General features: G+C 65.1%; 16 protein-coding genes. 3 read left to right on the top strand and 13 right to left on the bottom strand.

Annotated elements, in window-relative coordinates; translation table 11 throughout:
- Positions 1-15 precede the first annotated feature (15 nt).
- Together C2H86_RS22930 and C2H86_RS22925 are read right to left on the bottom strand one after the other, a co-directional pair.
- Positions 16-1,779 (bottom strand): tyrosyl-tRNA deacylase, encoded by a 1,764-nt coding sequence (locus tag C2H86_RS22930; RefSeq protein ID WP_159409968.1) that lies wholly within the window; start codon positions 1,777-1,779, stop codon positions 16-18.
- Between the two features lie 100 nt (positions 1,780-1,879).
- Complete coding sequence (locus C2H86_RS22925; protein ID WP_159409967.1) at positions 1,880-2,554, bottom strand: hypothetical protein; 675 nt, start codon at positions 2,552-2,554, stop codon at positions 1,880-1,882.
- Between the two features lie 364 nt (positions 2,555-2,918).
- Here C2H86_RS22925 and msuE point away from each other — a divergent pair, with 364 nt between their 5' ends.
- From msuE to sfnR, 3 genes are read left to right on the top strand one after another with little or no spacing between them, the layout of a single operon-like run.
- The gene (msuE, locus tag C2H86_RS22920) at positions 2,919-3,479 is read left to right on the top strand and encodes an FMN reductase (RefSeq protein WP_159409966.1); all 561 of its coding nucleotides are present in this window, start codon (positions 2,919-2,921) and stop codon (positions 3,477-3,479) included.
- A 9-nt stretch (positions 3,480-3,488) separates the two neighbouring features.
- The gene (locus tag C2H86_RS22915; protein WP_159409965.1) at positions 3,489-4,673 is read left to right on the top strand and encodes an acyl-CoA dehydrogenase family protein; all 1,185 of its coding nucleotides are present in this window, start codon (positions 3,489-3,491) and stop codon (positions 4,671-4,673) included.
- Positions 4,674-4,682: 9 nt separating this feature from the next.
- Positions 4,683-5,783, top strand: a complete 1,101-nt coding sequence (gene sfnR, locus C2H86_RS22910; RefSeq protein ID WP_159409964.1) for a sigma54-dependent transcriptional activator SfnR — start codon at positions 4,683-4,685, stop codon at positions 5,781-5,783.
- A 117-nt stretch (positions 5,784-5,900) separates the two neighbouring features.
- On the opposite strand, the gene C2H86_RS22905 is transcribed toward sfnR, so the two are convergent.
- The 11 genes from C2H86_RS22905 to C2H86_RS22855 all read right to left on the bottom strand — a co-directional run bounded on the left by C2H86_RS22905 (position 5,901) and on the right by C2H86_RS22855 (position 20,206).
- Positions 5,901-7,283, bottom strand: coding sequence for an MFS transporter (locus tag C2H86_RS22905; RefSeq protein WP_159409963.1), 1,383 nt, complete (start codon positions 7,281-7,283; stop codon positions 5,901-5,903).
- Positions 7,280-8,491 (bottom strand): acyl-CoA dehydrogenase family protein, encoded by a 1,212-nt coding sequence (locus tag C2H86_RS22900; protein ID WP_159409962.1) that lies wholly within the window; start codon positions 8,489-8,491, stop codon positions 7,280-7,282. The genes C2H86_RS22905 and C2H86_RS22900 overlap by 4 nt, the downstream gene beginning before the upstream one ends.
- An 11-nt stretch (positions 8,492-8,502) precedes the next feature.
- Complete coding sequence (locus C2H86_RS22895; protein ID WP_159409961.1) at positions 8,503-10,215, bottom strand: dipeptide ABC transporter ATP-binding protein; 1,713 nt, start codon at positions 10,213-10,215, stop codon at positions 8,503-8,505.
- A complete protein-coding gene (locus C2H86_RS22890; RefSeq protein WP_159409960.1) occupies positions 10,212-11,075 on the bottom strand; it encodes an ABC transporter permease in 864 nt (287 codons plus the stop codon). Before C2H86_RS22890 ends, C2H86_RS22895 begins: the two co-directional genes overlap by 4 nt.
- Positions 11,072-12,058: an ABC transporter permease gene (locus C2H86_RS22885; protein WP_159409959.1), complete on the bottom strand. Its 987-nt coding sequence runs from the start codon at positions 12,056-12,058 to the stop codon at positions 11,072-11,074. The genes C2H86_RS22890 and C2H86_RS22885 overlap by 4 nt, the downstream gene beginning before the upstream one ends.
- The gene (locus C2H86_RS22880; RefSeq protein WP_159409958.1) at positions 12,055-13,689 is read right to left on the bottom strand and encodes an ABC transporter substrate-binding protein; all 1,635 of its coding nucleotides are present in this window, start codon (positions 13,687-13,689) and stop codon (positions 12,055-12,057) included. The genes C2H86_RS22885 and C2H86_RS22880 overlap by 4 nt, the downstream gene beginning before the upstream one ends.
- A 231-nt stretch (positions 13,690-13,920) precedes the next feature.
- A complete protein-coding gene (locus C2H86_RS22875; protein ID WP_159409957.1) occupies positions 13,921-15,570 on the bottom strand; it encodes a dipeptide ABC transporter ATP-binding protein in 1,650 nt (549 codons plus the stop codon).
- A complete protein-coding gene (locus C2H86_RS22870; RefSeq protein WP_159409956.1) occupies positions 15,567-16,415 on the bottom strand; it encodes an ABC transporter permease in 849 nt (282 codons plus the stop codon). The genes C2H86_RS22875 and C2H86_RS22870 overlap by 4 nt, the downstream gene beginning before the upstream one ends.
- A gap of 125 nt (positions 16,416-16,540) precedes the next feature.
- Positions 16,541-17,596 carry an NADP(H)-dependent aldo-keto reductase gene (locus C2H86_RS22865; protein WP_159409955.1) on the bottom strand — a complete coding sequence of 352 codons (1,056 nt, stop codon included), beginning with the start codon at positions 17,594-17,596 and terminating at the stop codon, positions 16,541-16,543.
- A 28-nt stretch (positions 17,597-17,624) separates the two neighbouring features.
- Positions 17,625-18,947 carry an LLM class flavin-dependent oxidoreductase gene (locus tag C2H86_RS22860; protein ID WP_159409954.1) on the bottom strand — a complete coding sequence of 441 codons (1,323 nt, stop codon included), beginning with the start codon at positions 18,945-18,947 and terminating at the stop codon, positions 17,625-17,627.
- Positions 18,948-18,961: 14 nt separating this feature from the next.
- The gene (locus C2H86_RS22855) at positions 18,962-20,206 is read right to left on the bottom strand and encodes an acyl-CoA dehydrogenase (protein ID WP_159409953.1); all 1,245 of its coding nucleotides are present in this window, start codon (positions 20,204-20,206) and stop codon (positions 18,962-18,964) included.
- Between the last annotated feature and the right edge of the window lie 12 nt (positions 20,207-20,218).

Here is a 20,218-nt window from a genome sequence, read left to right as displayed (position 1 = left end):
AGGGGTAACGGTAGGTCAAGCAGTTGCCTCGCGTTCCTGGCGATAGTTCTGCAGGGAGGCGATACGCTGATTGCTCGCGGCCTCACGCTCCTCGATGATCACCTTGAGTTGCTGCGACGCCTGTACCAGGTAAGCCTGAAGCTCATCACCTGTAATGTATTGACCCGACAGCTTGTTCAACTTGCTCCAGCCATCGTTGAACAACTGCGCGAAACGCTCCGAAACAACCCCTACAGCAAGCCATTCCGCAGCCTGGGAGACGAAGAATTCATCGGTACTGAGCCGGATCGCTTCCAGGCGGCTCTTGCGCAACACTTCACTATTGCCTGCCTTTTCGTACTCTTCCATGCGAACCGTGGCTTCATCGACGATGCACTGCATGAAGTCCGCGAAGGATTTGAAGAAGAAGGCAATCTCTTCGACGATTTCCTTGCTGCGCTTGAGTGCCGAAACACTCAGGTTCAGCGATCTGACTGCAAGCTCGATGGTTTGCTCTTCACTGCGCTTGGCATCGAGCAGCACGGTAATCTTGGCCAACTCCGCAACCTGGCCGCGCTTGACCTCTTCGTACTTCTCGACATTGTCGAGCATCTGCCGCTCAAGTTCGCGCAGCGATGCACCTTGACGCTGCTGCTCTGCGCCTGCCTCATCTGCCGCAGCGCCCAGTTGACGCAAAAAAGCGCCCAATTGATTTTCAGCTTGGCTCAGCTGGTTCTGCTCCTCACGCAATTCACCCTGAGCCTTTTCAAGCGCACTGCTCAATTCCTGTCTTTCGGCATCGGTGGTTGCCGCCGCCTGCTGCTGCTCAAGTTCATCCGCGCGTTGCTGGCGTGCCTCTACAATCTTTGCTTGAGCATTGCGCGCCGCTTCAAGGTTGGACTTTTCCACCACCTGCTTCGGGTCGACATTGCTGTTACCGAGCAGCCCCGGTGTACCTGCAGCGGCAGCCCCGAGCGCTCCACCAACCCCGCCCGTCGCCGCCATGGCGGCAATCGGCAGTACAGCAGACACCACTTGCGTGACGGACTTGACCACCGAGGCCCAGAAGGACTTCTGCTCGGCACTTTGGGCTTGCTTGCCATACTCGACGGCCATTTTCTCGAATCGCGCTATCTGCTCCTGCAGCGCACTGACCAGTGAATCCAGTTCTTCTTTACGCGCCGTGGCCTGAACAATCTCTTCCTCGATTGCCTTGTTGGCTGCGATGGTCTCGCTCAGGGCGATTTCGCTGCTGTCAGTAACGTCTTTGATGTCCTTGAGAATACTGTCGTACTTGACGATGATCGTATTCAGGCTGCTGCGCACGTCCATGGCAGCCGTGCTGATGCGCTTGGCCATGTCCAGCAGCTCTGCCTTGACGAACTGTTTGATTTCTTCAGGATCGGCACTGTCGCGGACATCCAGCCAGTCCGGCAGCAGTGACGCCAGCTGCTTGCCGATCATAGCGGCAATGCGAACCGAATCCTTGATCCGGCGCTCACTGTCTTGCTGAGCCTCGACCAACTGGCTCATGATGCGACTTATCTTGACCCGAATGTCGCCGTGTTCCTGCGGCGTCGTGTTATAGGCGATGTACAAAAGACTGATTGCATGATCAGTATCCGTCTTCGCCCGTGACGTGTCGTAGTTACCTTCGATCTTACTGACAAATCTGTCGACCAAGGGCGACTGAGCTGTCGGCAATTGCAGTTTTTCCTGCCCAATGATCTCAGCAACCTCGTTAGTGATATCATTATCCAACAGGACATTACGATCAGTAATAGAAATGACGTTCGACATGAGCTTGAAACCCCAATAAACAGAAATTGAATAGCGGACAAATGTTAGTGCCCAGCAATACCTTTAATAATCGGGAAATCTATCCGGTCAATGTTCACCCTCAACGCGCACCTGTAAAATCTGGCGCCCGGCATGCAACCCACCATTCGTTCTCCATCGGTACATAGGCATTTATCATGCGCGGCAAAAATTGCCCAAGTTGTTTATGAGCATCCTGGAAATATGCCTCAAGCTGCCTGATAGCCTCGCCCCGGCAAGCCGCTGCTTCCGCCGGTTTGGCCGGGCACTGAGCCCACGCATAGGTAACGTCATCCAGCTGTTCACGAAGCCTGAAACGTTCCGATATAAAATCCGAATGCGATCTACTTAGAGATTTCATGTACCACTCATCCGCGCCTGTGCGCAGATACCTCTGATTGGCTGCGTTCAGCGCATCCCTCAACGTCTGCAGCTCACTATTCAAGGCGGAGTCATTGGGGGAGTAACGATGAGCGTTTCTGTCCCAGAAATCTTTCAATGCGTCCATTGCTTCTCTGTGTTCTTTGGGATAGAGCCGTACCCCGGTGCCTATGCCCACATCAAAACCAGATAATTTATCGAGCATGCGCTCGTTCATGGTGTGATAAACACCCAGGCAGTCATTGACACTGGTTTCAATCACCTTATCTCCGGGCGTGAGTGCGAATGCGTCGATTAAAGATTCAGCCGAAACAGCATTCGACAATGCGGTCGTTAGCGCGATCCCGCAGATTAAATAACCCTTGACAGCTGTCATCGTTGATTGTCCTCAGACTCGATTATTGGCGTTGCACTGACGCGTGCGCCAAACGATTTAAAGTCCGTTCTCACAATCCGCTAAGCAGGAACTCTATACTCATCACCACTAATAACCAAATGGAATATAAATATCCTTTATTATTATTTTAAAGGCTAACCGTCATTCGCTATAAAGGCTCTCACTGTACAGCCGCCAACACTTGGCCAACTGTCTGCAGCGCAACAGTCGATCAACAGCAAACAGGCAAAGGCCAACACCCACAGTGCGCATCAAGGCTGCCAGGCGTTGATTTTCAACAAAGTTCAAACAGGCACGACGATTGCTCAAGCAAAGTCCCGCTTATTCATCCGGAGACCAGCCCATGAGCACCCCCTTGAACGTCGTAGCACTGTCTGGCGGTACTACCCGCCCCTCTCGTACCCTGGCCCTGACCGAGGCCATCCTCGCCGAACTGGGCCAGCACCTGCTCATCAAGACGCACCTGATCGAACTGGGTGAAATCGCCCGGCCACTGGGAGCCGCGTTGTGGCGCAGCGAACTGCCCGACGCGGTGGAGCAACAGTTGCGCCTGGTGGAAAAGGCTGACTTGTTGCTGGTCGCCGCCCCTGTCTACCGCGGCAGCTTCCCCGGCCACTTCAAGCACCTGTTCGACCTGATCGGTCAGGACGCCCTGGTCGATACCCCGGTGCTGCTCGCCGCCACCGGTGGCAGCGAACGCCATGCGCTGGTACTCGACCATCAACTGCGCCCGCTGTTCAGCTTCCTGCAGGCCCTGACCTTGCCAATAGGCGTCTACGCCAGCCAGGCCGAGCTTGCCGACTACCGGGTTTCCAGCGATGCCCTAGGCGCGCGCATTCGCCTGGCTGCAGAGCGCGCCGTGCCGCTGTTCGGCGCCCATCACGCACTCCGTGAAAGCGCCTGAGGAGCCGCCATGAATGCACCTTTGAATGCGGCCCGACCAGCGCTGGCGATAGCACGCGAACTGGCCACGCAGTTCGCCCAGACCGCGGTGGAGCGCGACGAGCGCGGCGGCACGCCCAAGGCCGAACGCGATGCCTTGCGCAGCAGCGGTTTACTGTCGCTGGTGATTCCGCAGGCGTTCGGCGGCCAGGGCGCGAACTGGCACGACACCTTCGAGGTGGTACGCGAGTTCGCCCGGGTCGACAGTTCGATCGCCCACGTGTTCGGCTTCCACCACCTGATGCTGGCTACCGTGCGCCTGTTCTCACGCCCGGAGCAGTGGCAGCCGTGGTTCGAGCAGACCGCACGCAAGCACTGGTTCTGGGGCAACGCCCTCAATCCACTGGACACCCGCACCGTGGTCAAGCACTTCGACGGCTGGTGCGAGTTTTCCGGTAAGAAGAGCTTCTGCTCCGGCGCCAGCGATTCGGAAATGCTGATCGCCTCGGCAGTGGACGAGCGCGCCGGCGGCAAGCTGCTGATCGCCGCGATCCCCAGCGGGCGCACCGGCATCACCCTGCACAACGACTGGAACAACATCGGCCAGCGCCAGACCGACAGTGGCAGCGCCAGCTTCGAACGAGTTCGGGTCGAACACGATGAACTGCTGCTCGACCCCGGCCCGTTGAGCACGCCTTTCGCCGCGCTGCGCCCGCTGATCGCCCAGCTGCACTTCGCCAACCTGTTCCTCGGCATCGCCGAAGGAGCCTTCGACGAAGCACGCCAGTACAGCCTCAAGGAAAGCCGGCCGTGGTTCCGCTCCAGCGCTGCCAGCAGCGCCGAAGACCCCTACGTACTGCGCCACTACGGTGAGTTCTGGGTGGGCCTTGAGAGCGTGCGCCTGCTGATCGCCCGCGCCGCCCGCCAACTCGACAGCGCCTGGACCAAGGAGCAGTCGCTGAGCGCCGAGGAGCGCGGCGACCTGGCCCTGGCCATCGGCACCGCCAAGGTCGCGGCCACGCGCCACGGCCTGGACATCTGCAACCGCCTGTTCGAGGTGACCGGCGCCCGCGCCACCCACGCCTCGCTGCGCTTCGATCGTCACTGGCGCAACCTGAGGACGCAAACCCTGCACGACCCGGTGGATTACCGCCTCCACGAGCTCGGCGAGTGGGCCCTCGGCGGCAAGCGCCCCGTCCCATCCTTCTATTCCTGAGTATCGCCCATGCAACTGCTGACCCTCCCCCCGTCACCGACACTGGCTACCTCGATCAGGGCGACCGCACAGGTCTTCGAAGACCCCAGGTCGCAGGCGCTGCTCGCCCACCTGCAACAGGTCGCCCCCAGCGAGGCCAGCGTCCTGATCATTGGCGAAACCGGCACGGGCAAGGAGCTGGTCGCGCGCCATATCCACAACCTCAGCGGCCGGCGCAACGGCCCGTTCATCGCAGTCAACTGCGGTGCGTTCGCCGAATCGCTGGTCGAGGCCGAGCTGTTCGGCCATGAAAAGGGCGCCTTCACCGGCGCCCTGGCGGCCAAGGCCGGCTGGTTTGAAGAGGCCAACGGCGGCACGCTGTTCCTCGACGAGATCGGCGACCTACCGTTGCCGATCCAGGTCAAGCTGCTGCGCGTGTTGCAGGAGCGCGAAGTGGTGCGCCTGGGCTCGCGCAAGAGCATCCCGATCAATGTGCGGGTGCTGGCGGCAACCAACGTGCAGCTGGAGAAAGCCATCAATGCCGGGCACTTCCGCGAAGACCTGTATTACCGGCTGAACGTGGTGACCCTGCAACTGCACCCTCTGCGCGACCGGCCGGGGGACATCCTGCCGCTGGCCCGGCACTTCATCCGCAGCTACAGCGAACGGCTGGGCTACGGGCCGGTGGAACTGAGCCCCAAGGCCCAGGCCAAGCTGGTCGAGTACAGCTGGCCGGGCAATATCCGCGAGCTGGAGAACGTGATTCACCACAGCCTGCTGACCTGCGGCGACGGGCTGGTACAGGCCCAGGACCTGCGCCTGTCCAACCTGCGCCTGGAGCGCCGGGAGGAGGAGCCGACGAGCCATGGTGTGGACGATCTGCTATTGCAGGCGTTCGGTCGGCTGTATGAGGAACAGCCTGGCGATCTGTACGAGAAGGTCGAGAATGCCCTGCTGCGTTCGGCGTATCATTTCTGCCATTACAACCAGGTGCATACCGCGCAGTTGCTGGGGTTGTCGCGCAACGTCACGCGAACTCGACTGATCGCCATCGGGGAGCTGGTGGTGAACAAGCGCCGGGCGCAGGCGCCGCAGGTGCTGGATAACCGGGTGGTGCGTCTTTCTATCTGAAATTTACATGTGTCTGCACTGGCCTCTTCGCGGGACAAGCCCGCTCCTACAGGGACCGCGTCGTACCTGTAGGAGCGGGCTTGTCCCGCGAAGAGGCCGGCACAGGCAACACAACAATTAGCCCGCCAAACGCCGGAACACCAGGCCAGATGCCCCACAGACCCCAGCGCACAGCAGCATCACCGTGGCTATGTCGGCCACCGAGGTTTCACTGCGCCCGTCCAGCCCGGCCAACAGCCCCAGCATCACCCCGGCCAGGCTCACCGACATGGCCATGGTCAGCTGCACCGACATTGCCGACAGCGAGCTGGCCGCCGCTGAGCGTTCTCCGGGCACGTCCTGATAGCTGGCAGCACCCAAGGTCGAGAATTGCAGTGAACGCACCAGGCCTGCCGCGAACAGCACCGCCGCCATCAGCCAGACCGCGGTATCGCGATCAAAGCCGGCACACAGGGCAATCCCCGCAGCGCTGAGCACGGCGTTGCAACTGAGCACCCGCCGATACCCATAGCGCCGCACCAATGGCACCGCCAGCAACTTCATCAACAGGGCCCCCACGCCGCCGCTGACCACCAGCCAACCGGCCGCCAGCGGGCTCATGCCCAGGCAGTTCTGCAACAGCAGCACGATCAGGAACGGCTGCGCCGCCGAACCCAGGCGAAACAGCCCGCCGCCGGCCTGGGCCACGCCGAAACTTCGCAGGCGCAGCAGCGACAGATCAACCAGTGGGCTGGGGTGGCGCCGCGCATGTAGCAGGTAACCCAAGGCGCATGCCAGGCCAGCGGCAACCAGCGCCAGGGCCCAGGCCCGAGGCAGTTGCCCCAGCCCCAGCGACTCCAGGCCGAACACCAGCATCGCCAACGCGCCACCACTGAGCAGCAAGCCGCGCACATCCAACGGCGGCACCGGGCGTGCCGGGTAGTCCGGCACATGGCGCAGAATCAGCCAGCAGCCGACCAGGCAGATCGGCAGGTTGATCAGGAAGATCCAGTGCCACGACAGCACCGTCACCAGCAGCCCGCCGAGCAGTGGCCCGATCAACGGACCGATCAGGGCCGGCAAGGCCAACCAGGACATGGCTTGCAGCAGCTGTTCACGGCTCGACCAACGCAGGATGATCACCTGGCCCACCGGCGTCATCAACGCCCCCGCCGCGCCCTGCAGCATGCGCCCCAGGCACAGCTGCCAGAGTGTCTCGGCCAAGGCGCAGGCCAGCGAGGCCGCGGTGAACAAACCCATCGCCAGCAACATCACCCGGCGCGGGCGAAAGCGTTCGGCGGCCCAGCCGCTGACCGGCACGCACAGTGCCAGGGCGAGCATGTACAGCGACACCACCAGGTTCATGCGCAGCCCCGGCTCGCCGAAATCGACGGCCATCTGCGGCAGGGCGGTCATCACCGCCGTGCTGTCGAGCAGCTCCATGAACAGCGCAGCGCCGATGATCACCGGCACCTTGGGGCTTTGCAGGTGGCCGGCCAGCAAGGCCGGCTGGGCGGTCAAAACAGCCCCGAAACAGGCGGACGGGTGCCTTTGAGCTGCCAGGCACCGACCACGGCCGCCTTCCACTGGCGCGGGTTGTGGTTGGCCACGGTGCGGGCGTTGCGCCAGTGTCGGTCAAGGTTGTGCTGGCGGCCAGTGGTGGAAGCACCGCCAACATCGAACAGCGTTTCCGCTGCTTTGAGCGCAAGCTCTGCGACCAGGTACTGAGTCTGCGCCACCTCGATCGCGGCCTGCTCCACGGCCGCTTCGTCCAGCTGTGCGGCCCATGCCCTGTCGATCGTCGCCGCAGCCTTGAGTACCAGCGCCTCGGCGCCATAGGCGCGAGCAGCGATATCGCCTACCGACAGCTCAACATACGGGTCATCCACCGAACGGCTCGCCGTGCTGTGCTTGATCGGCCGGGCATGCTCGCGGGCGAAGCGCGTGGCGTCATGCAGCGCGTTGCGGGCGATGCCGGCCAGCACTGTGCCGAGGAACAGCTGCAGGAACGGCGTGACGACTGTGCGCTTGCCCTCCTCGACGGTACGGGTGCGGATCTCGCTGGCCTCGACCCGCACATTGTGCAGGTGCGTGGTGCCGCTGGCGGTGAGGCGCTGGCCCATGGCGTCGAAGTCGTCAACCAGCTCCAGGCCCTCGCGGTCGCGTGGCAGGATGAACGACACCGGTTGCTCGTCCTCATCCAGCGCCACGGCGCTGACATAGTCGGCGAACAATGCGCCGGTGCTGTAGAACTTGCTGCCGTTGGCGCGAAAATGCTCGCCCTCGCGCACCAGCCGTGCCGCGATGGAACCGTTGGCACCGCCCAGCTCCCAGCCGGCATTGCCGATCACGGCGCCTTGCAGATAACGGGCAAACCAGCGCTCGCGCTCCTGCTCGGCACCCTCGGCCTGGGCGGCCAGCAGCCCTTCGACAAAGGCAAAGCCTGGGCGCAGCGCCTGGGCGACGTTGGAGTCGACTGAGGCGACCTGCAGCAGTAGTTCGATCACATCGCTCACGGTACCGCCGGGGCCGCCGTACTGGGTCGGGATACGCGCAGTGTAGAGCCCGGCTGCCGCGAGTTGGGCGATTGCCTCATGGGGCAGCTGGCGTTCGCGCTCGCGCTGGGCGGCGCCCGCGCCGATAGCGGGTAACAGGGCAGTAATGCGGGCCTTCAGCTGCACAATGCTGATGGCGGGAGACTGGGCGGGGAAACGTTGGAATGTGGTCATTGTTCAGTCCTTTAAATGGCGATTTTCCAGAGGCGGTTTTCGTCGAACAGGTCGAAGGCTTCGTGTTCGAGGTCCAGCGGCGGCACCACCAATTCGGCGCCGCTGCCAGGCAGGCGCGGTACCGCACCAAGCAGACGTTGGGTGTATGCGTGAGCCGGCCGGTCGAACAGCTGCTCGACCGGTGCCTGCTCCACCACCTGGCCGTGGCGCATCACCAGCACGTCGTCGCTGACATGGCGGATCACCCCCAGGTCGTGGGAAATGAACAGGTAGGCCAGGCCCAGTTGGTCCTGCAGATCCGCCAGCAGGTCGAGCACCTGGGCCTGCACTGATACATCCAGCGCCGAGACCGGCTCGTCGCAGATGATCACCTTCGGTTCGCTGGCAATCGCCCGGGCAATCGCCACCCGCTGGCGCTGGCCGCCAGACAATTGCAACGGCCGGCGCTGGGCGAGGTCCGCCGGCAAGCGCACCTGTTCGAGCAGCACGGCAATCCGCGCCGGCCGGGCCGCCGCTTCGATACCAGCCACTTGCAAGGCATCATCAAGAATCTGCGCCACGCTCCAGCGCGGATCGAACGAGCCCAATGGGTCCTGGTAGATCACACTGATGTCGCGGCGCAGCGGCCGGCGCGCCGCTTCGCTCACGGCATTGGCCGGGCGGTTCCACGGCTGGCCGCGATACAGCACCTCGCCCTGGTCGGGCTGCAACAGGCCGAGGGCGATGCGCGCCACGGTGGTCTTGCCCGAGCCGGACTCGCCAACGACGCCCAGGGTGCGCCCGGCACGCAGGGTGAAGTCGACGCCCTGCACCACCTGGCGAACCCGCCCGTCCGGGCCGAGGTAGCGCTTGCCCAGGCCACGGCCTTCGAGCAGCACGTCGCTGTGTACGCGTGCACGCGGCTCACGGCGCACACCAGCCCGCTCCGGCGACAACCGGCTGCCACGCGGATGCTCGGCTGGCACTGCCGCCAGCAAGGCCTGGGTGTAAGGATGCCGAGGCTGGCGCAACACCTGCAGCATCGGCCCCTGCTCCACCACCTCGCCATGGCGCAGCACCACCACGTCGTCGGCCAGTTGCGCGACCACCGCCAGGTCATGGCTGATGATCAGTAACGAGGCGCCACGGGCCTTGATCTGCTGAAACACCTCGAGGATCTGGGCCTGGACAGTGGCATCCAGCGCGGTGGTCGGCTCGTCGGCGATCACCAGCGCGGGGTCCATAGCCAGGGCACTGGCGATCAACGCACGCTGGCGCAGGCCACCGGACAATTGCCCGGGGCGCTGGCGAGCGCGCAGCTCGACGTCGGGCACACCGACCCGTTCAAGCAACTCATGCACCCGTGCGGCGCGGCTTTGGCGGTCACCGTAACGATGGGTCTGCAGCACTTCAAGAATTTCCTTGCCCACGGGGCGCAACGGGTCGAGTGACACCAGCGCATCCTGCAGCACGAAGCCGATGTCCTTGCCGCGTACTTCTCGCCACTGGCGCTCGCTCAGGTCGAGCAGATCATGCCCGGCAAAACTCAGCTGGCGGGCGCTCACCTGAGCCTTGGCACCGGCAAGGCCGACCAGGCTGCGGGCACTGACGCTCTTGCCCGAACCCGACTCACCGACAAGCGCTACGCAACGGCCTGGTTGCAAGGTGAAGGACAAGTCACGCACCACGCTGCGGCCTTCGAAGGCCACGCTCAGGCCCTCGACGATCAAGGTCTTGTCACTCATGGCAGGCGGCCCTCCAGGCGTTGTTGGATGTAGCGGCCAGTCACCGTCGTGGCCAAGGTGGTGAGGACGATGAACAGGCCAGGGAAGAAGGTCAGCCACCAGGCGTTGGCGATGAAGTCGCGGCCCATGGACAACATGGTTCCCCACTCCGGCGCCGGAGGCCGTGCTCCGAGGCCAAGGAAGCTAAGCGCCGAAGCCCAGACGATGGCCTGGCCGACACCCATGGTCAGCGTCACCACCAGTGGCCGCATCGCGTTGGGCAACAGCTGGCGCAGCACGATGCGCGAAGGCGGATGCCCCAATGCCCGCGCCGCCTCGATGTAACCGGCATTGCGCACCGCCAGCACCTGGCCACGCACCATGCGCGCATAACCCGGTGCACCGCCCAGCCCGGTGGCGACGATCAGCGGGCCGACGCCGCTGCCGAACACCGCCACGAACAGCAGCGCCAACACCAGGCTGGGGAAGGCGAACAGCACTTCCAGCAGCCAGCCCAGCGCACGATCAATACGGGCACCGCCAAGGCCACCGAGCAAGCCGAGGGTGATGGCGATGGCCATGGAAATGGCAGTGGCCGCCACGCCGATGAGCAGGCTTTGCCGCGCGCCGTGGATGATCCGCGCAAAGATGTCGCGGCCCGATTGGTCGGTGCCCAGCCAGTGCGCCCAGCTTGGCGGCTGGAAGGCGTCACGGGGGACGATGGCCAGTGGGTCGATACGGGTAAACAGCCCCGGCAGCAGCGCGGCCAGCACCAGGGCGAACAGGAACAGGATCGCCAGGCTGGCGCCCAGTGGCGGCAGCTTCAATTGGCGTTGCCGACGCAAAGGCGCGAGGGTTCGATCAAGGGTCAGGTCCGTCATGCTGCAGCCTCCTGTTGCCGTGGGTCGATCCACTGGTACAGCAGGTCGACCAGAATGTTCGCCAGTACATAGCCGGCCGCCACCACCAGGCTGACGCCGATCACCAAGGGCATGTCCTGGGCCTGCACCGCCTGGTACAGCTGGCGGCCGATACCTTTGCGCGAGAAGATCACCTCGCACACCACAGCGCCGCTGATCAGTGCACCGATGGCCCAGCCCGACAGCGAAACGCCGGGCAGCAAGGCATGACGCAGGGCGTGGCGGAAGCGCACGGCCAGGTCGCTGAGGCCCCGCGTGCGGGCAGTCAGTACGAAGGGTTGTTCGAGGGTCAGCTCCAGGGACTCGCGCGTGACCTGGGCAATGAAGCCGGCCAACGGAATCGCCAGCGAGAACGCCGGCAGCACCAGGCTGGCGAAACTGTCGCTACCAGCGGGCGGGAACCAGCGCAGGCCGAAGGCGAACACCGCCAGCAGTACCACGCCGAGCCAGAAATGCGGCAACGCCGCGCTGAGGGTTTCGGCCAGCGAAGCGATGCCGCCCACCACCCGGCCACGCCCGGCAGTGACCACCGTCAGCAGCAGGACCAGCAGCCAGGCCAGCACCAACGCGGCGATGGTCAGCTCCAATGTCGCCCCTCCCTGCTCGGCCAGCACGCGGGTGACCGGCAGGTGCTGCGAGTAGGACACGCCGAGGTCGCCTTGCAGCAGGCGCCCGAGGTAAAGCAGATATTGCGTGGCCAAAGGCTTGTCGAGGCCGAATTCCACACGGGCAGCCTCGATGGCTTCCGGTGTTGGGTTGGCGCTGGGGCCACCGAGAATGGCCAGCACTGGGTCACCCGGCATCAGGCGCAGGGCAAAGAACGTCAGGGTCGCCACCGCCCACAGCACCAGCACGCCGCCGCCCAGGCGGATGGCGGCGCGCCGGCCCAGGGCGGCCAGGCGTTCGCGGCCCGGGTCGGTCACCGCGCGTGTCGTCGTACTCATTTGTTCACCCATGCGTCATAGAGGTAGGTCACTGCCAGCGAAGGCTCCAGGCGCACACCGTGGGCGGTCTTGTAGATGCCCAGGCGCGTGCTTTGCGGGTAGGTGGTGAGTTGCAGGTACTGCGCGGCGGCCTGCTGTTGCGCCTTGAAGTAACGCTGGCGGCGCTGGTCGGCGTCCTGGGTGGCCAGGGCACTGTCGAGCAATGCGTCGTAGCCTTCGTCGGCATAGCCGGAGGAATTCTGGTGATAACCGCCGACCCCGGCCGGCTGCACGAACGCGGTTGTGAAAATGATGCGCAGCACGTCGGGGGTGTTGGTGTTCCAGTAGCCAGTGCGGATGTCGTAGTCCCAGGCGGCCTGGCGGGCGGTGACCTGGGCGTCGCTCATCTGGTCGAGCACCAGTTCCAGGCCGGCCTGGCGAGTGGTGGCTTGCACCTGTTCCCACAGGGTCAGTTCCGACGGTGGCGTACGCGCGCCGATCAGCACCACAGCGCGCAGCCGCTGGCCGTTCTTCGTGCGATATCCCTCGCTGTCGCGGCGGGTCCAGCCGGCTTCATCGAGCAGTTTGGCGGCGCGGGCCGGGTCGTAATCCTGGCTGTGTTCGAAGTCGCCGCTGTAGAACGGCGTGGCGATGCTCAGCGGGCCACCGGCGCGGGGGAACTCGCCGAAGTACACGCTCTTGAGCGCGCCCTCGACATCGGCGCTGCGCACGAAGGCCTCGCGCACGCGGATGTCGTCGAACGGCGCGCGGCGCAGGTTGAAGGTGCCATTGGTGGGGTTGCCGGGGCGCTGGGCGATGATCAGATCGACGTCCGGGTTGCGGCGCGCCGCTTCATGGGATTCAGGCGGCACGGCCTCGATCACGTCGACCTCGCCGGCCTGCAAGGAAGCAAAGCGTACCGACGGTTCCTGGATGAACTTCCAGACGATGCGGTCCAGGTACGCCGGGCCCTGATGCTGCGCGGTCGGTGGCGCCCAGTTGTACTCGGGGTTGCGCACCAGCTCCACCTGGTTCTGCCGGTCCCAGCGCACCACCTTGAACGGCCCGCTGCCCACCGGGCTTTCACAGTTCTGGTCGCGGCTGCGCAGCAGCGCGGTGGGTGACTGGATGCCGAGGAAGCCCTGGGCCAGCACTTCGAGGAAGGCTGCGTAGGGGGTTGCCAGCGTCACCTCGGCGGTATAGGCGTCGAGCACTTTGGTACCGCGGTACTGGCGGATGTAGCCACCGGCGGTGCTGGACTGGGTCTTGGGGTTGGTGATGTGGTCGAGGTTGGCCTTGAGCGCTTCGGCGTTGAAGGGGGTGCCATCGGTGAAATGCACATCGCGGCGCAGGTGGAAGGTGTAGCGCAGGCCGTCCGGGGAGACCTCCCAGCTTGTGGCGAGCCAGGGGCCGATCTGGCCTTGGCTGTCCATCGACACCAGTGAGTCGAGGTACTGCTGGGCGACAAACACCTGGGGCATATCGCCGGCCACGTGCGGGTCGAGGCAGGTGGGCTCGCGGTCGGTGGCGTAGACCAGGGTGCCGCCCGATTGGGGCGTAGTGCTTTGCGCGGCGTGCTGCTCGGTTTTTTCGCAGCCGAGCAAGGCCAGTGCGGTGCAGAGCGGGATCAGGGGGAGGATGGGTGTGTTCAAGGGCGCTCCTGCGGGGACTGGGCTTTGGGAGGCCTGTTGCAGGAGTTGTGCCGGGTTCAAGGGGTTGATTTTGTTGGGCTTGACGGGGATTGGGTGCTGGGGCGGGGGCAAAATGTCTGGGGAGTGTTTGGGGGGCAACAGTGTTCGCCGACAGATGTGCAGCGCCTATCAGATCGAGCGCCGCCCGCGCGGCGCTCGATCTGATAGGCGCTGCAACGTTGTCGACGACCCCTAGACGGCAATCCGCTCAACCCAGCGAGGCCGTGCCGCCGGAAGATGCGGCACTGCATCGAGCAATGCCCGGGTATAGGCATGACGTGGCTGCCCGAGCACCTGCGCCACCGCCCCTTGCTCCACCACCCTTCCCCCTTGCATCACCAGCACCTGATCACTGACCTGCTCAACCACCCCAAGGTCATGTGAGATGAACAGACACGCCAGGTTCAACTCTGCCTTCAGCTCCGCCAGCAACCCCAGTATCCGCGCCTGCACCGACACATCCAGCGCCGACACCGGCTCATCCAGCACCAGCACCTTGGGTTTCATCGCCAGCGCCCGGGCAATCGCGATGCGCTGGCGCTGCCCCCCCGACAACTCCAGCGGACGACGGTCGAGCAGCCCCGTCGGCAGCTGCACCCGCTCCAGCAACGCAACCGCCTCGGTACGTTGCAACCCTCGGGGCACGCCAGCCTGGGCCAGTGCTTCGGCCAGCACCCGCAACACGGTGTAACGCGGGTCGAACGAGGCCAGCGGGTCCTGGAACACCACCTGAATGCCCTGCCGGGCCTGGCGCTGCTGGGCAGCAGAAAGCGCCATCCAGTCCTGCCCGGCCAGCTGCACAGTCCCCAGCTCCGGCCGTTCCAAGCCCATCAGGATGCGGCCCAGCGTGCTCTTGCCGGAACCGGACTCGCCGACCACACCGAGGGTCTGCCCGGCACGCAATTGCAGGGATACATCCTTGAGTACCTGACGCGGCTGGCCATCCGGCCCGACGAAAGCCTTGTGCAAACCACGCGCCTCCAGTACCACCGGTCGCTCGTTCACGGTATTCTCCAGCAGCGCCAGCGCCGGCACTGCCGGGCGCTGGAAATGCACCGCCCGCGCCGCGCTCAGCAGGCGTTGGGTGTATGGGTCCTGCGGGTCTTGCAGGACCTGTTCGACACTGCCCTGCTCCACCACCACACCATGGCGCATCACCGCCACCCGGTCGGCCAGGCGCGCCACCACGGCCAGGTCATGGCTGACCATCAGCAGACTATTGTCACGTGCACGCAGGTGCTCCAGCAGGTCGAGGATCTGTGCTTGTACCGTCGCGTCCAGTGCGGTGGTAGGTTCGTCGGCGATCAGCAGGCGTGGCTGGCAGGCGATGGCCGACGCGATCAGGGCGCGCTGTCGCAGGCCTCCGGACAGCTGCCATGGATATTGCCGAGCGCGGACTTCGGGCTCGGGCACGCCGACCTGGCGCAGCAGTTCGAGCACGCGCAAGCGACGCTGCTCGGCAGGCAGGTCGGTGTGCAACAGCAGCGGCTCTTCGATCTCGGCACCCACCCGCCGCAACGGGTCGAGCGAACCCAGCGCATCCTGCATGACAAAGCCGATACGCCCACCGCGCAAGCGCTGCCAGTCCGTCTCGCCAAGCCGGCGCAGGTCCTGCCCGGCAAAGGCCAGGCGCTGTGCCTGCACCTGAGCGCCGGCCCCGGTCAGGCCAACCAGCGTGCGGGCAGTCACGCTCTTGCCCGAGCCCGATTCGCCCACCAGTGCCAGGCACTGCCCGGCGTGCAGTTGCAGGTCGACGCCGCGTACCACCGGCACGCCGTTGAAATTCACGCGCAGGTCGCGGATATCCGCCAACGGTGCCGGGTGCTGTTCGAAGATGCTCATGGGTTTCTGCCCTCGCTACGGCGCAGCCAGTCTCGGCCGATGACGGTGATGGAAATGACAGTCAGGGTGATCGCCAACGCCGGCCAGGCCATCAGCCAGGGTGCGTTGGCCATGAAGTTGCGCGCCACCGCCATCATCGCGCCCCACTCGGGCGCGGGCGGTGGCGCACCAAAGCCGAGGAAGCTCAGCGCGGCGGCAGCGGTGATGGCGCCGCCCAGGCCGATGCAGGCCAGGATCAGCACCGGTTGCACGGCATTGGGCAGCACGTGGGCCAGCACCACCGCCGAGCGTTTGCGGCCCAGGGTGACGGCGGCTTCGACGAAGCCGGCGTGGCGGATGGTCAGGGCCTGGGCGCGGACCAGGCGGGCGTAGCGCGGCACTGAAGCGATGCCGACAGCGAGGATCAGGTTGCTGGTGCCCTGGCCGAACAGGGCGATGATGACCAGCGCCAGCAGCAGGTCGGGGAACGCCAGCAGGACGTCGACGGCGCGCATCAGCAGGTTGTCCAGCCAAGCGGGTGCCAGGCCTGCGAGCAGGCCGAGCGAAGTGCCCAGGCCGAGGCCGACCAGGGTGGCGGCCAGGCCGATGTAGAGCGATGGGCGGGCGCCGTGGATCAGGCGGCTGAGGACGTCGCGGCCGTTTTCGTCGGTGCCTAGCCAGAAGGTGGTGCTGGGTGGGAGGTAGGCCAGGCGGGCATCGGCGGCCAGAGGGTCGTTGGGGGAGAGCCAGCTGGGGCAGGCTACGGCCAGCAGGAGCAGGGCCAGGATGGCCCAGGCCAGCGTCAGGCCTGGACGAAGCCGCCAGTTGAGGGTCGAGGTGCTGGGTGTCAAAGCGATCGCGTTCATGTCTGTCCTTCTTGTGTCGCCTGTACCGGCCTCTTCGCGGGACAAGCCCGCTCCTACAGGGAATCGCGTACCCTTGTAGGAGCGGGCTTGCCCCGCGAACAAGGGCGAAGCCCTTGCCATGCGGGCTATGGTGCCGGGTTGGGAATGCGGTGGTGCACGGACTGGACCGCAGCCAGCACCTCTTCGGTCAGCTGCACATCCAACGCACTCAGGTTCTCCTGCAACTGCAGCAGCGTGGTCTGCCCGGTAATCGCACTGGCCACGAACGGCTGGCGGATCACGAACGCAAGGGCCAGCCGGGCCGGTGTCAGCCCATGCTCGCGCGCAATCTGCACATAGCGGCCGATAGCGCTGTTGGCCTCCTCGCTGCCATAGCGATTGAACGTGCGATACACCGACGACAACCGCGAACCCTCCGGCTTTGCGCCGTTCAGGTACTTGCCGGTCAACGCCCCGAACGCCAGTGGCGAATAGGCCAGCAGGCTGACCCCCTCGCGATGGCTGAACTCCGAAAGCCCGTTTTCATACAGCCGGTTGAGCAGGCTGTACGGGTTCTGGATGCTGGCGATACGCGCCAGCCCTTGGTCCTCGCTGTGCCGCAGAAACTGCCCGACACCCCACGGCGTTTCGTTGGACACGCCGATATGGCGCACCTTGCCGGCCTTGACCTGCTCGTCGAGCACCGCCAGGGTTTCTTCGATGGCGGCAGTTTCCGGGTGGTCATCGGCATAGGGGTATTCGCGGATGCCGAAGAAGTTGCTGGTGCGGTCGGGCCAGTGCAGCTGGTAAAGGTCCAGGTAGTCGGTGTTCAGCCGGCGCAGGCTGCCTTCCAGAGCGGCGACGATATTCTTGCGGTCGTGGTGCGACAGGCCATCGCGAATGTGCGCCTGGCCACCGGGATCGCGGGCGGGTCCGGCGATCTTGCTGGCGAGGATGAGCCTGTCGCGGTTACTGCGGGCTTTGATCCAGTTGCCAAGGTAACGCTCGGTAGTGGTCCAGGTTTCGGCGCGGGTGGGCGTGGGGTACATCTCGGCGGTGTCGATGAAGTTGATGCCGGCGGCGATGGCGGCGTCCAGTTGCTGGTGGGCGTCCTGTTCGGTGTTCTGGTGGCCCCAGGTCATGGTGCCGAGGCTGAGCAGGCTGACCTGAAGGTTGGTGTGGCCGAGGGGGCGGTAGCGCATTGGTTTTTCCTGATCAAAGTTTTTTTGATTACGCAGCGAACTGGTTCACGGCCTTGGGCAGCCCCAAGTGCTCGCGCAAGGTGGTGCCGGTGTACTCGGTACGGAACAAGCCGCGCTTCTGCAGCAACGGCACCACCTCCTCGACGAACACCCGCGCCCCGGACGGGAACATGTCGGGCATGATGTTGAAGCCATCCCCTGCCCCGGCCAGGAACCACTCGGCCAAGGTGTCGGCGACCTGTTCCGGAGTGCCGACAGCCAGGCGATGCCCGACCAGTATTCGCCGCGACAGCTGGCGGATGGTCAGGTTCTCGCTGCGCGCCAGGTTCAGCTGGGCTTCCAGGAAGCCATGCGAACCGCGCTCGAAATCCGCCACCGCGCCAATCCGTTGCCACGGCAACGGCGCATCCGGGTCCAGCTCGCGGGCGTCGATGCCGATGCGCCCCGCCACCTGCTGCAACAGGCCATGCTCGCCATGCCAGGCATTGAGCTCGTCAAAACGCGCATGGGCTTCGGCCTCGGTGCTGCCGATCACGGTCGACAGGCCGGGCATGATCTTCAGGTGCTGCGGGTCACGCCCCCAGGCCTTGGCGCGGGCTTTCATCTCCTGATAGAACGCCTGGCCGTCGGCCAAGGTGGTCTGGGTGGTGAAGATCGCGTCGGCATAGCGTGAGCCGAGTGCCTTGCCGCCTTCGGAGGAACCGGCCTGCACCAGCACCGGCCGCCCCTGGGGCGAGCGTGGCAGGTTCAGCGGGCCCTTGACCTGAAAATGCTTGCCCTGGAAGTCGAGGGTGTGAACCTTGCGCGGGTCGGCGAAGTGGCCAGCAGCGCGGTCGCCGATGATCGCGTCGTCTTCCCAGCTGTCCCACAGCTTCAGGGTCACATCGACGAACTCTTCGGCGCGCCCGTAGCGGTCGACATGCAGCGGCGCGCCGGCCAGGCCGAAGTTCTGCGCGGCCGCATCACCGGCATTGGTAACCACGTTCCAGGCCGCACGACCGCCGCTGATATGGTCCAGCGAGGCGATACGCCGGGCCAGGTTGAACGGTTCGTTGTAGGTGCTGGAGCAGGTGGCGATAACACCGATACGCTCGGTGGCGGCGGCCACCGCGGTGAGCAGCACGGTCGGCTCCAGGCGCCCGCCGGGTTGCGCGGACACGTCCGGCGGCAGCGCCGGCCCATCTGCAAGGAAGATCGCATCCAGGCAGCCACGCTCGGAAATGCGCGCGATGTCGCGGTAGTAGTTGACGTCGATGTAAGCATCGAGTGCTGCCTCGCCCTGGCGCCAGGCACCGGAGTGCGAGCCGAAGCCGAGGATGTTCATGCCCAGGCTCATCTGTTTGGTGGTCATGCAGGTTCTCCTGATCAGACTGCGCTGGCTTCGTCGCCGCTGCCCTGCCCTTCACTGGCGGCAGCATGTCGGGCGCGCCAGGCCTGGGCCGGGCTGATGCCGTTGAGGTAGTAATCGCCCAGTGCCTGCTCGCGGTAGATCGCCGGGTTGTGCGAGGCCAGGGTGCGAGCATTGCGCCAGTGGCGGTCGAGGCGACGGGTGTTGCTGGTGGCCGAGGCGCCGCCGACCTCGAACAGCAACGTGCTGGCCTGCAGCACTTGCGGCAGGACGATCTGCTGGGCCTGGAAGGCATGGATTTCGGCGTCGGTGTACAGCTGCTCGGGCACCTCGCCGTGCTGCCCCGCTTCGAATACCACCTGCAGGCTCTGGCCCACGGCAGCCACCTGGGCCTCGGCGGCGAAGGCCAGGCTCGACAGCCGACCGATCACCGCCTGCACCAGCGGGTCGGCGGCCGGTTGCGATTGCCCGGGCACACCAAAGGCGCGGGTGCGCCCCTGGACGAAGGCCACGGCATCGGCCAGCACCGCTCGGCTGATGCCGGCCAGCGTCGCCAGGTGCACCGCTTGGTAGAACGCCGTGAGATACGACTCTGCGCGCAACTCCCCTTTGGCGAAGCGGCGCAGCAGATGCTCAGGCTGCACCTTCACTTGGGTGAAGCGCGTGGTACCGCTGCCGGTCAGGCGCTGGCCGAAGCCATCCCAGTCATCGACCCGCTCCACGCCCGGCGCGCGAGTCGGCACCGCCAGGCTGACGAAGTCATCACCGTGGTTGGCCACCGCTGCGACCCAGTCGGCGTAGAGGGTACCGGTGCAGTAGTACTTCTCACCGTCCAGGCGGTAACCGCCCTCGCCCTCGCTGAGCTGCACGGTATTGCCGGTGCTGTCGGTGCGCTCGGCCATGGCCGCACCCCACAGCTCACCGGCGACCACGCGGGCGAACCAGTAGTCCTGGGAAGCGGCGTCGTTGGACGACAGACGCCCTTCGACAAAACCGAAGTGGGCGCGGAAGATCTGCGGCAGGTTGGAATCGGCCTGGCCCAGGCGCACCAGCTGGCGCAGCAACTGCGGCAAGGTCGCGCCAAGGCCGCCGTGGCTGTGGGGCACGCGCAGGGCGCCAAGGCCGGCCTCGCGCAGCCAGGCCACCGGCTCATGGGCCAGGGTGCGCTGCTGCTCGCGGGCCACCGCGCCTTCAGCAATGCGCGCGTAGAGCGGCGCAAAGCGCTCATCCAGTTCGGCGTCGGTAATCGGGGTTTGACTCATGACAGTTCCTTT

The sequence above is a fragment of the Pseudomonas putida genome, assembly GCF_009883635.2.
Classification (GTDB): domain Bacteria; phylum Pseudomonadota; class Gammaproteobacteria; order Pseudomonadales; family Pseudomonadaceae; genus Aquipseudomonas; species Aquipseudomonas putida_W.
Note: the sequence above shows the minus strand (reverse complement) of the source record. Positions and strands in the feature narration are given on the sequence as shown.

Excerpts from the sequence above, each read along its gene's own strand:
- C2H86_RS22930 (WP_159409968.1), bottom strand. The coding sequence starts at position 1,779 with ATGTCGAACGTCATTTCTATTACTGATCGTAATGTCCTGTTGGATAAT.
- C2H86_RS22925 (WP_159409967.1), bottom strand. The coding sequence starts at position 2,554 with ATGACAGCTGTCAAGGGTTATTTAATCTGCGGGATCGCGCTAACGACC.
- msuE (WP_159409966.1), top strand. The coding sequence starts at position 2,919 with ATGAGCACCCCCTTGAACGTCGTAGCACTGTCTGGCGGTACTACCCGC.
- C2H86_RS22915 (WP_159409965.1), top strand. The coding sequence starts at position 3,489 with ATGAATGCACCTTTGAATGCGGCCCGACCAGCGCTGGCGATAGCACGC.
- sfnR (WP_159409964.1), top strand. The coding sequence starts at position 4,683 with ATGCAACTGCTGACCCTCCCCCCGTCACCGACACTGGCTACCTCGATC.
- C2H86_RS22900 (WP_159409962.1), bottom strand. The coding sequence starts at position 8,491 with ATGACCACATTCCAACGTTTCCCCGCCCAGTCTCCCGCCATCAGCATT.
- C2H86_RS22895 (WP_159409961.1), bottom strand. The coding sequence starts at position 10,215 with ATGAGTGACAAGACCTTGATCGTCGAGGGCCTGAGCGTGGCCTTCGAA.
- C2H86_RS22890 (WP_159409960.1), bottom strand. The coding sequence starts at position 11,075 with ATGACGGACCTGACCCTTGATCGAACCCTCGCGCCTTTGCGTCGGCAA.
- C2H86_RS22885 (WP_159409959.1), bottom strand. The coding sequence starts at position 12,058 with ATGAGTACGACGACACGCGCGGTGACCGACCCGGGCCGCGAACGCCTG.
- C2H86_RS22875 (WP_159409957.1), bottom strand. The coding sequence starts at position 15,570 with ATGAGCATCTTCGAACAGCACCCGGCACCGTTGGCGGATATCCGCGAC.
- C2H86_RS22870 (WP_159409956.1), bottom strand. The coding sequence starts at position 16,415 with ATGAACGCGATCGCTTTGACACCCAGCACCTCGACCCTCAACTGGCGG.
- C2H86_RS22865 (WP_159409955.1), bottom strand. The coding sequence starts at position 17,596 with ATGCGCTACCGCCCCCTCGGCCACACCAACCTTCAGGTCAGCCTGCTC.
- C2H86_RS22860 (WP_159409954.1), bottom strand. The coding sequence starts at position 18,947 with ATGACCACCAAACAGATGAGCCTGGGCATGAACATCCTCGGCTTCGGC.
- C2H86_RS22855 (WP_159409953.1), bottom strand. The coding sequence starts at position 20,206 with ATGAGTCAAACCCCGATTACCGACGCCGAACTGGATGAGCGCTTTGCG.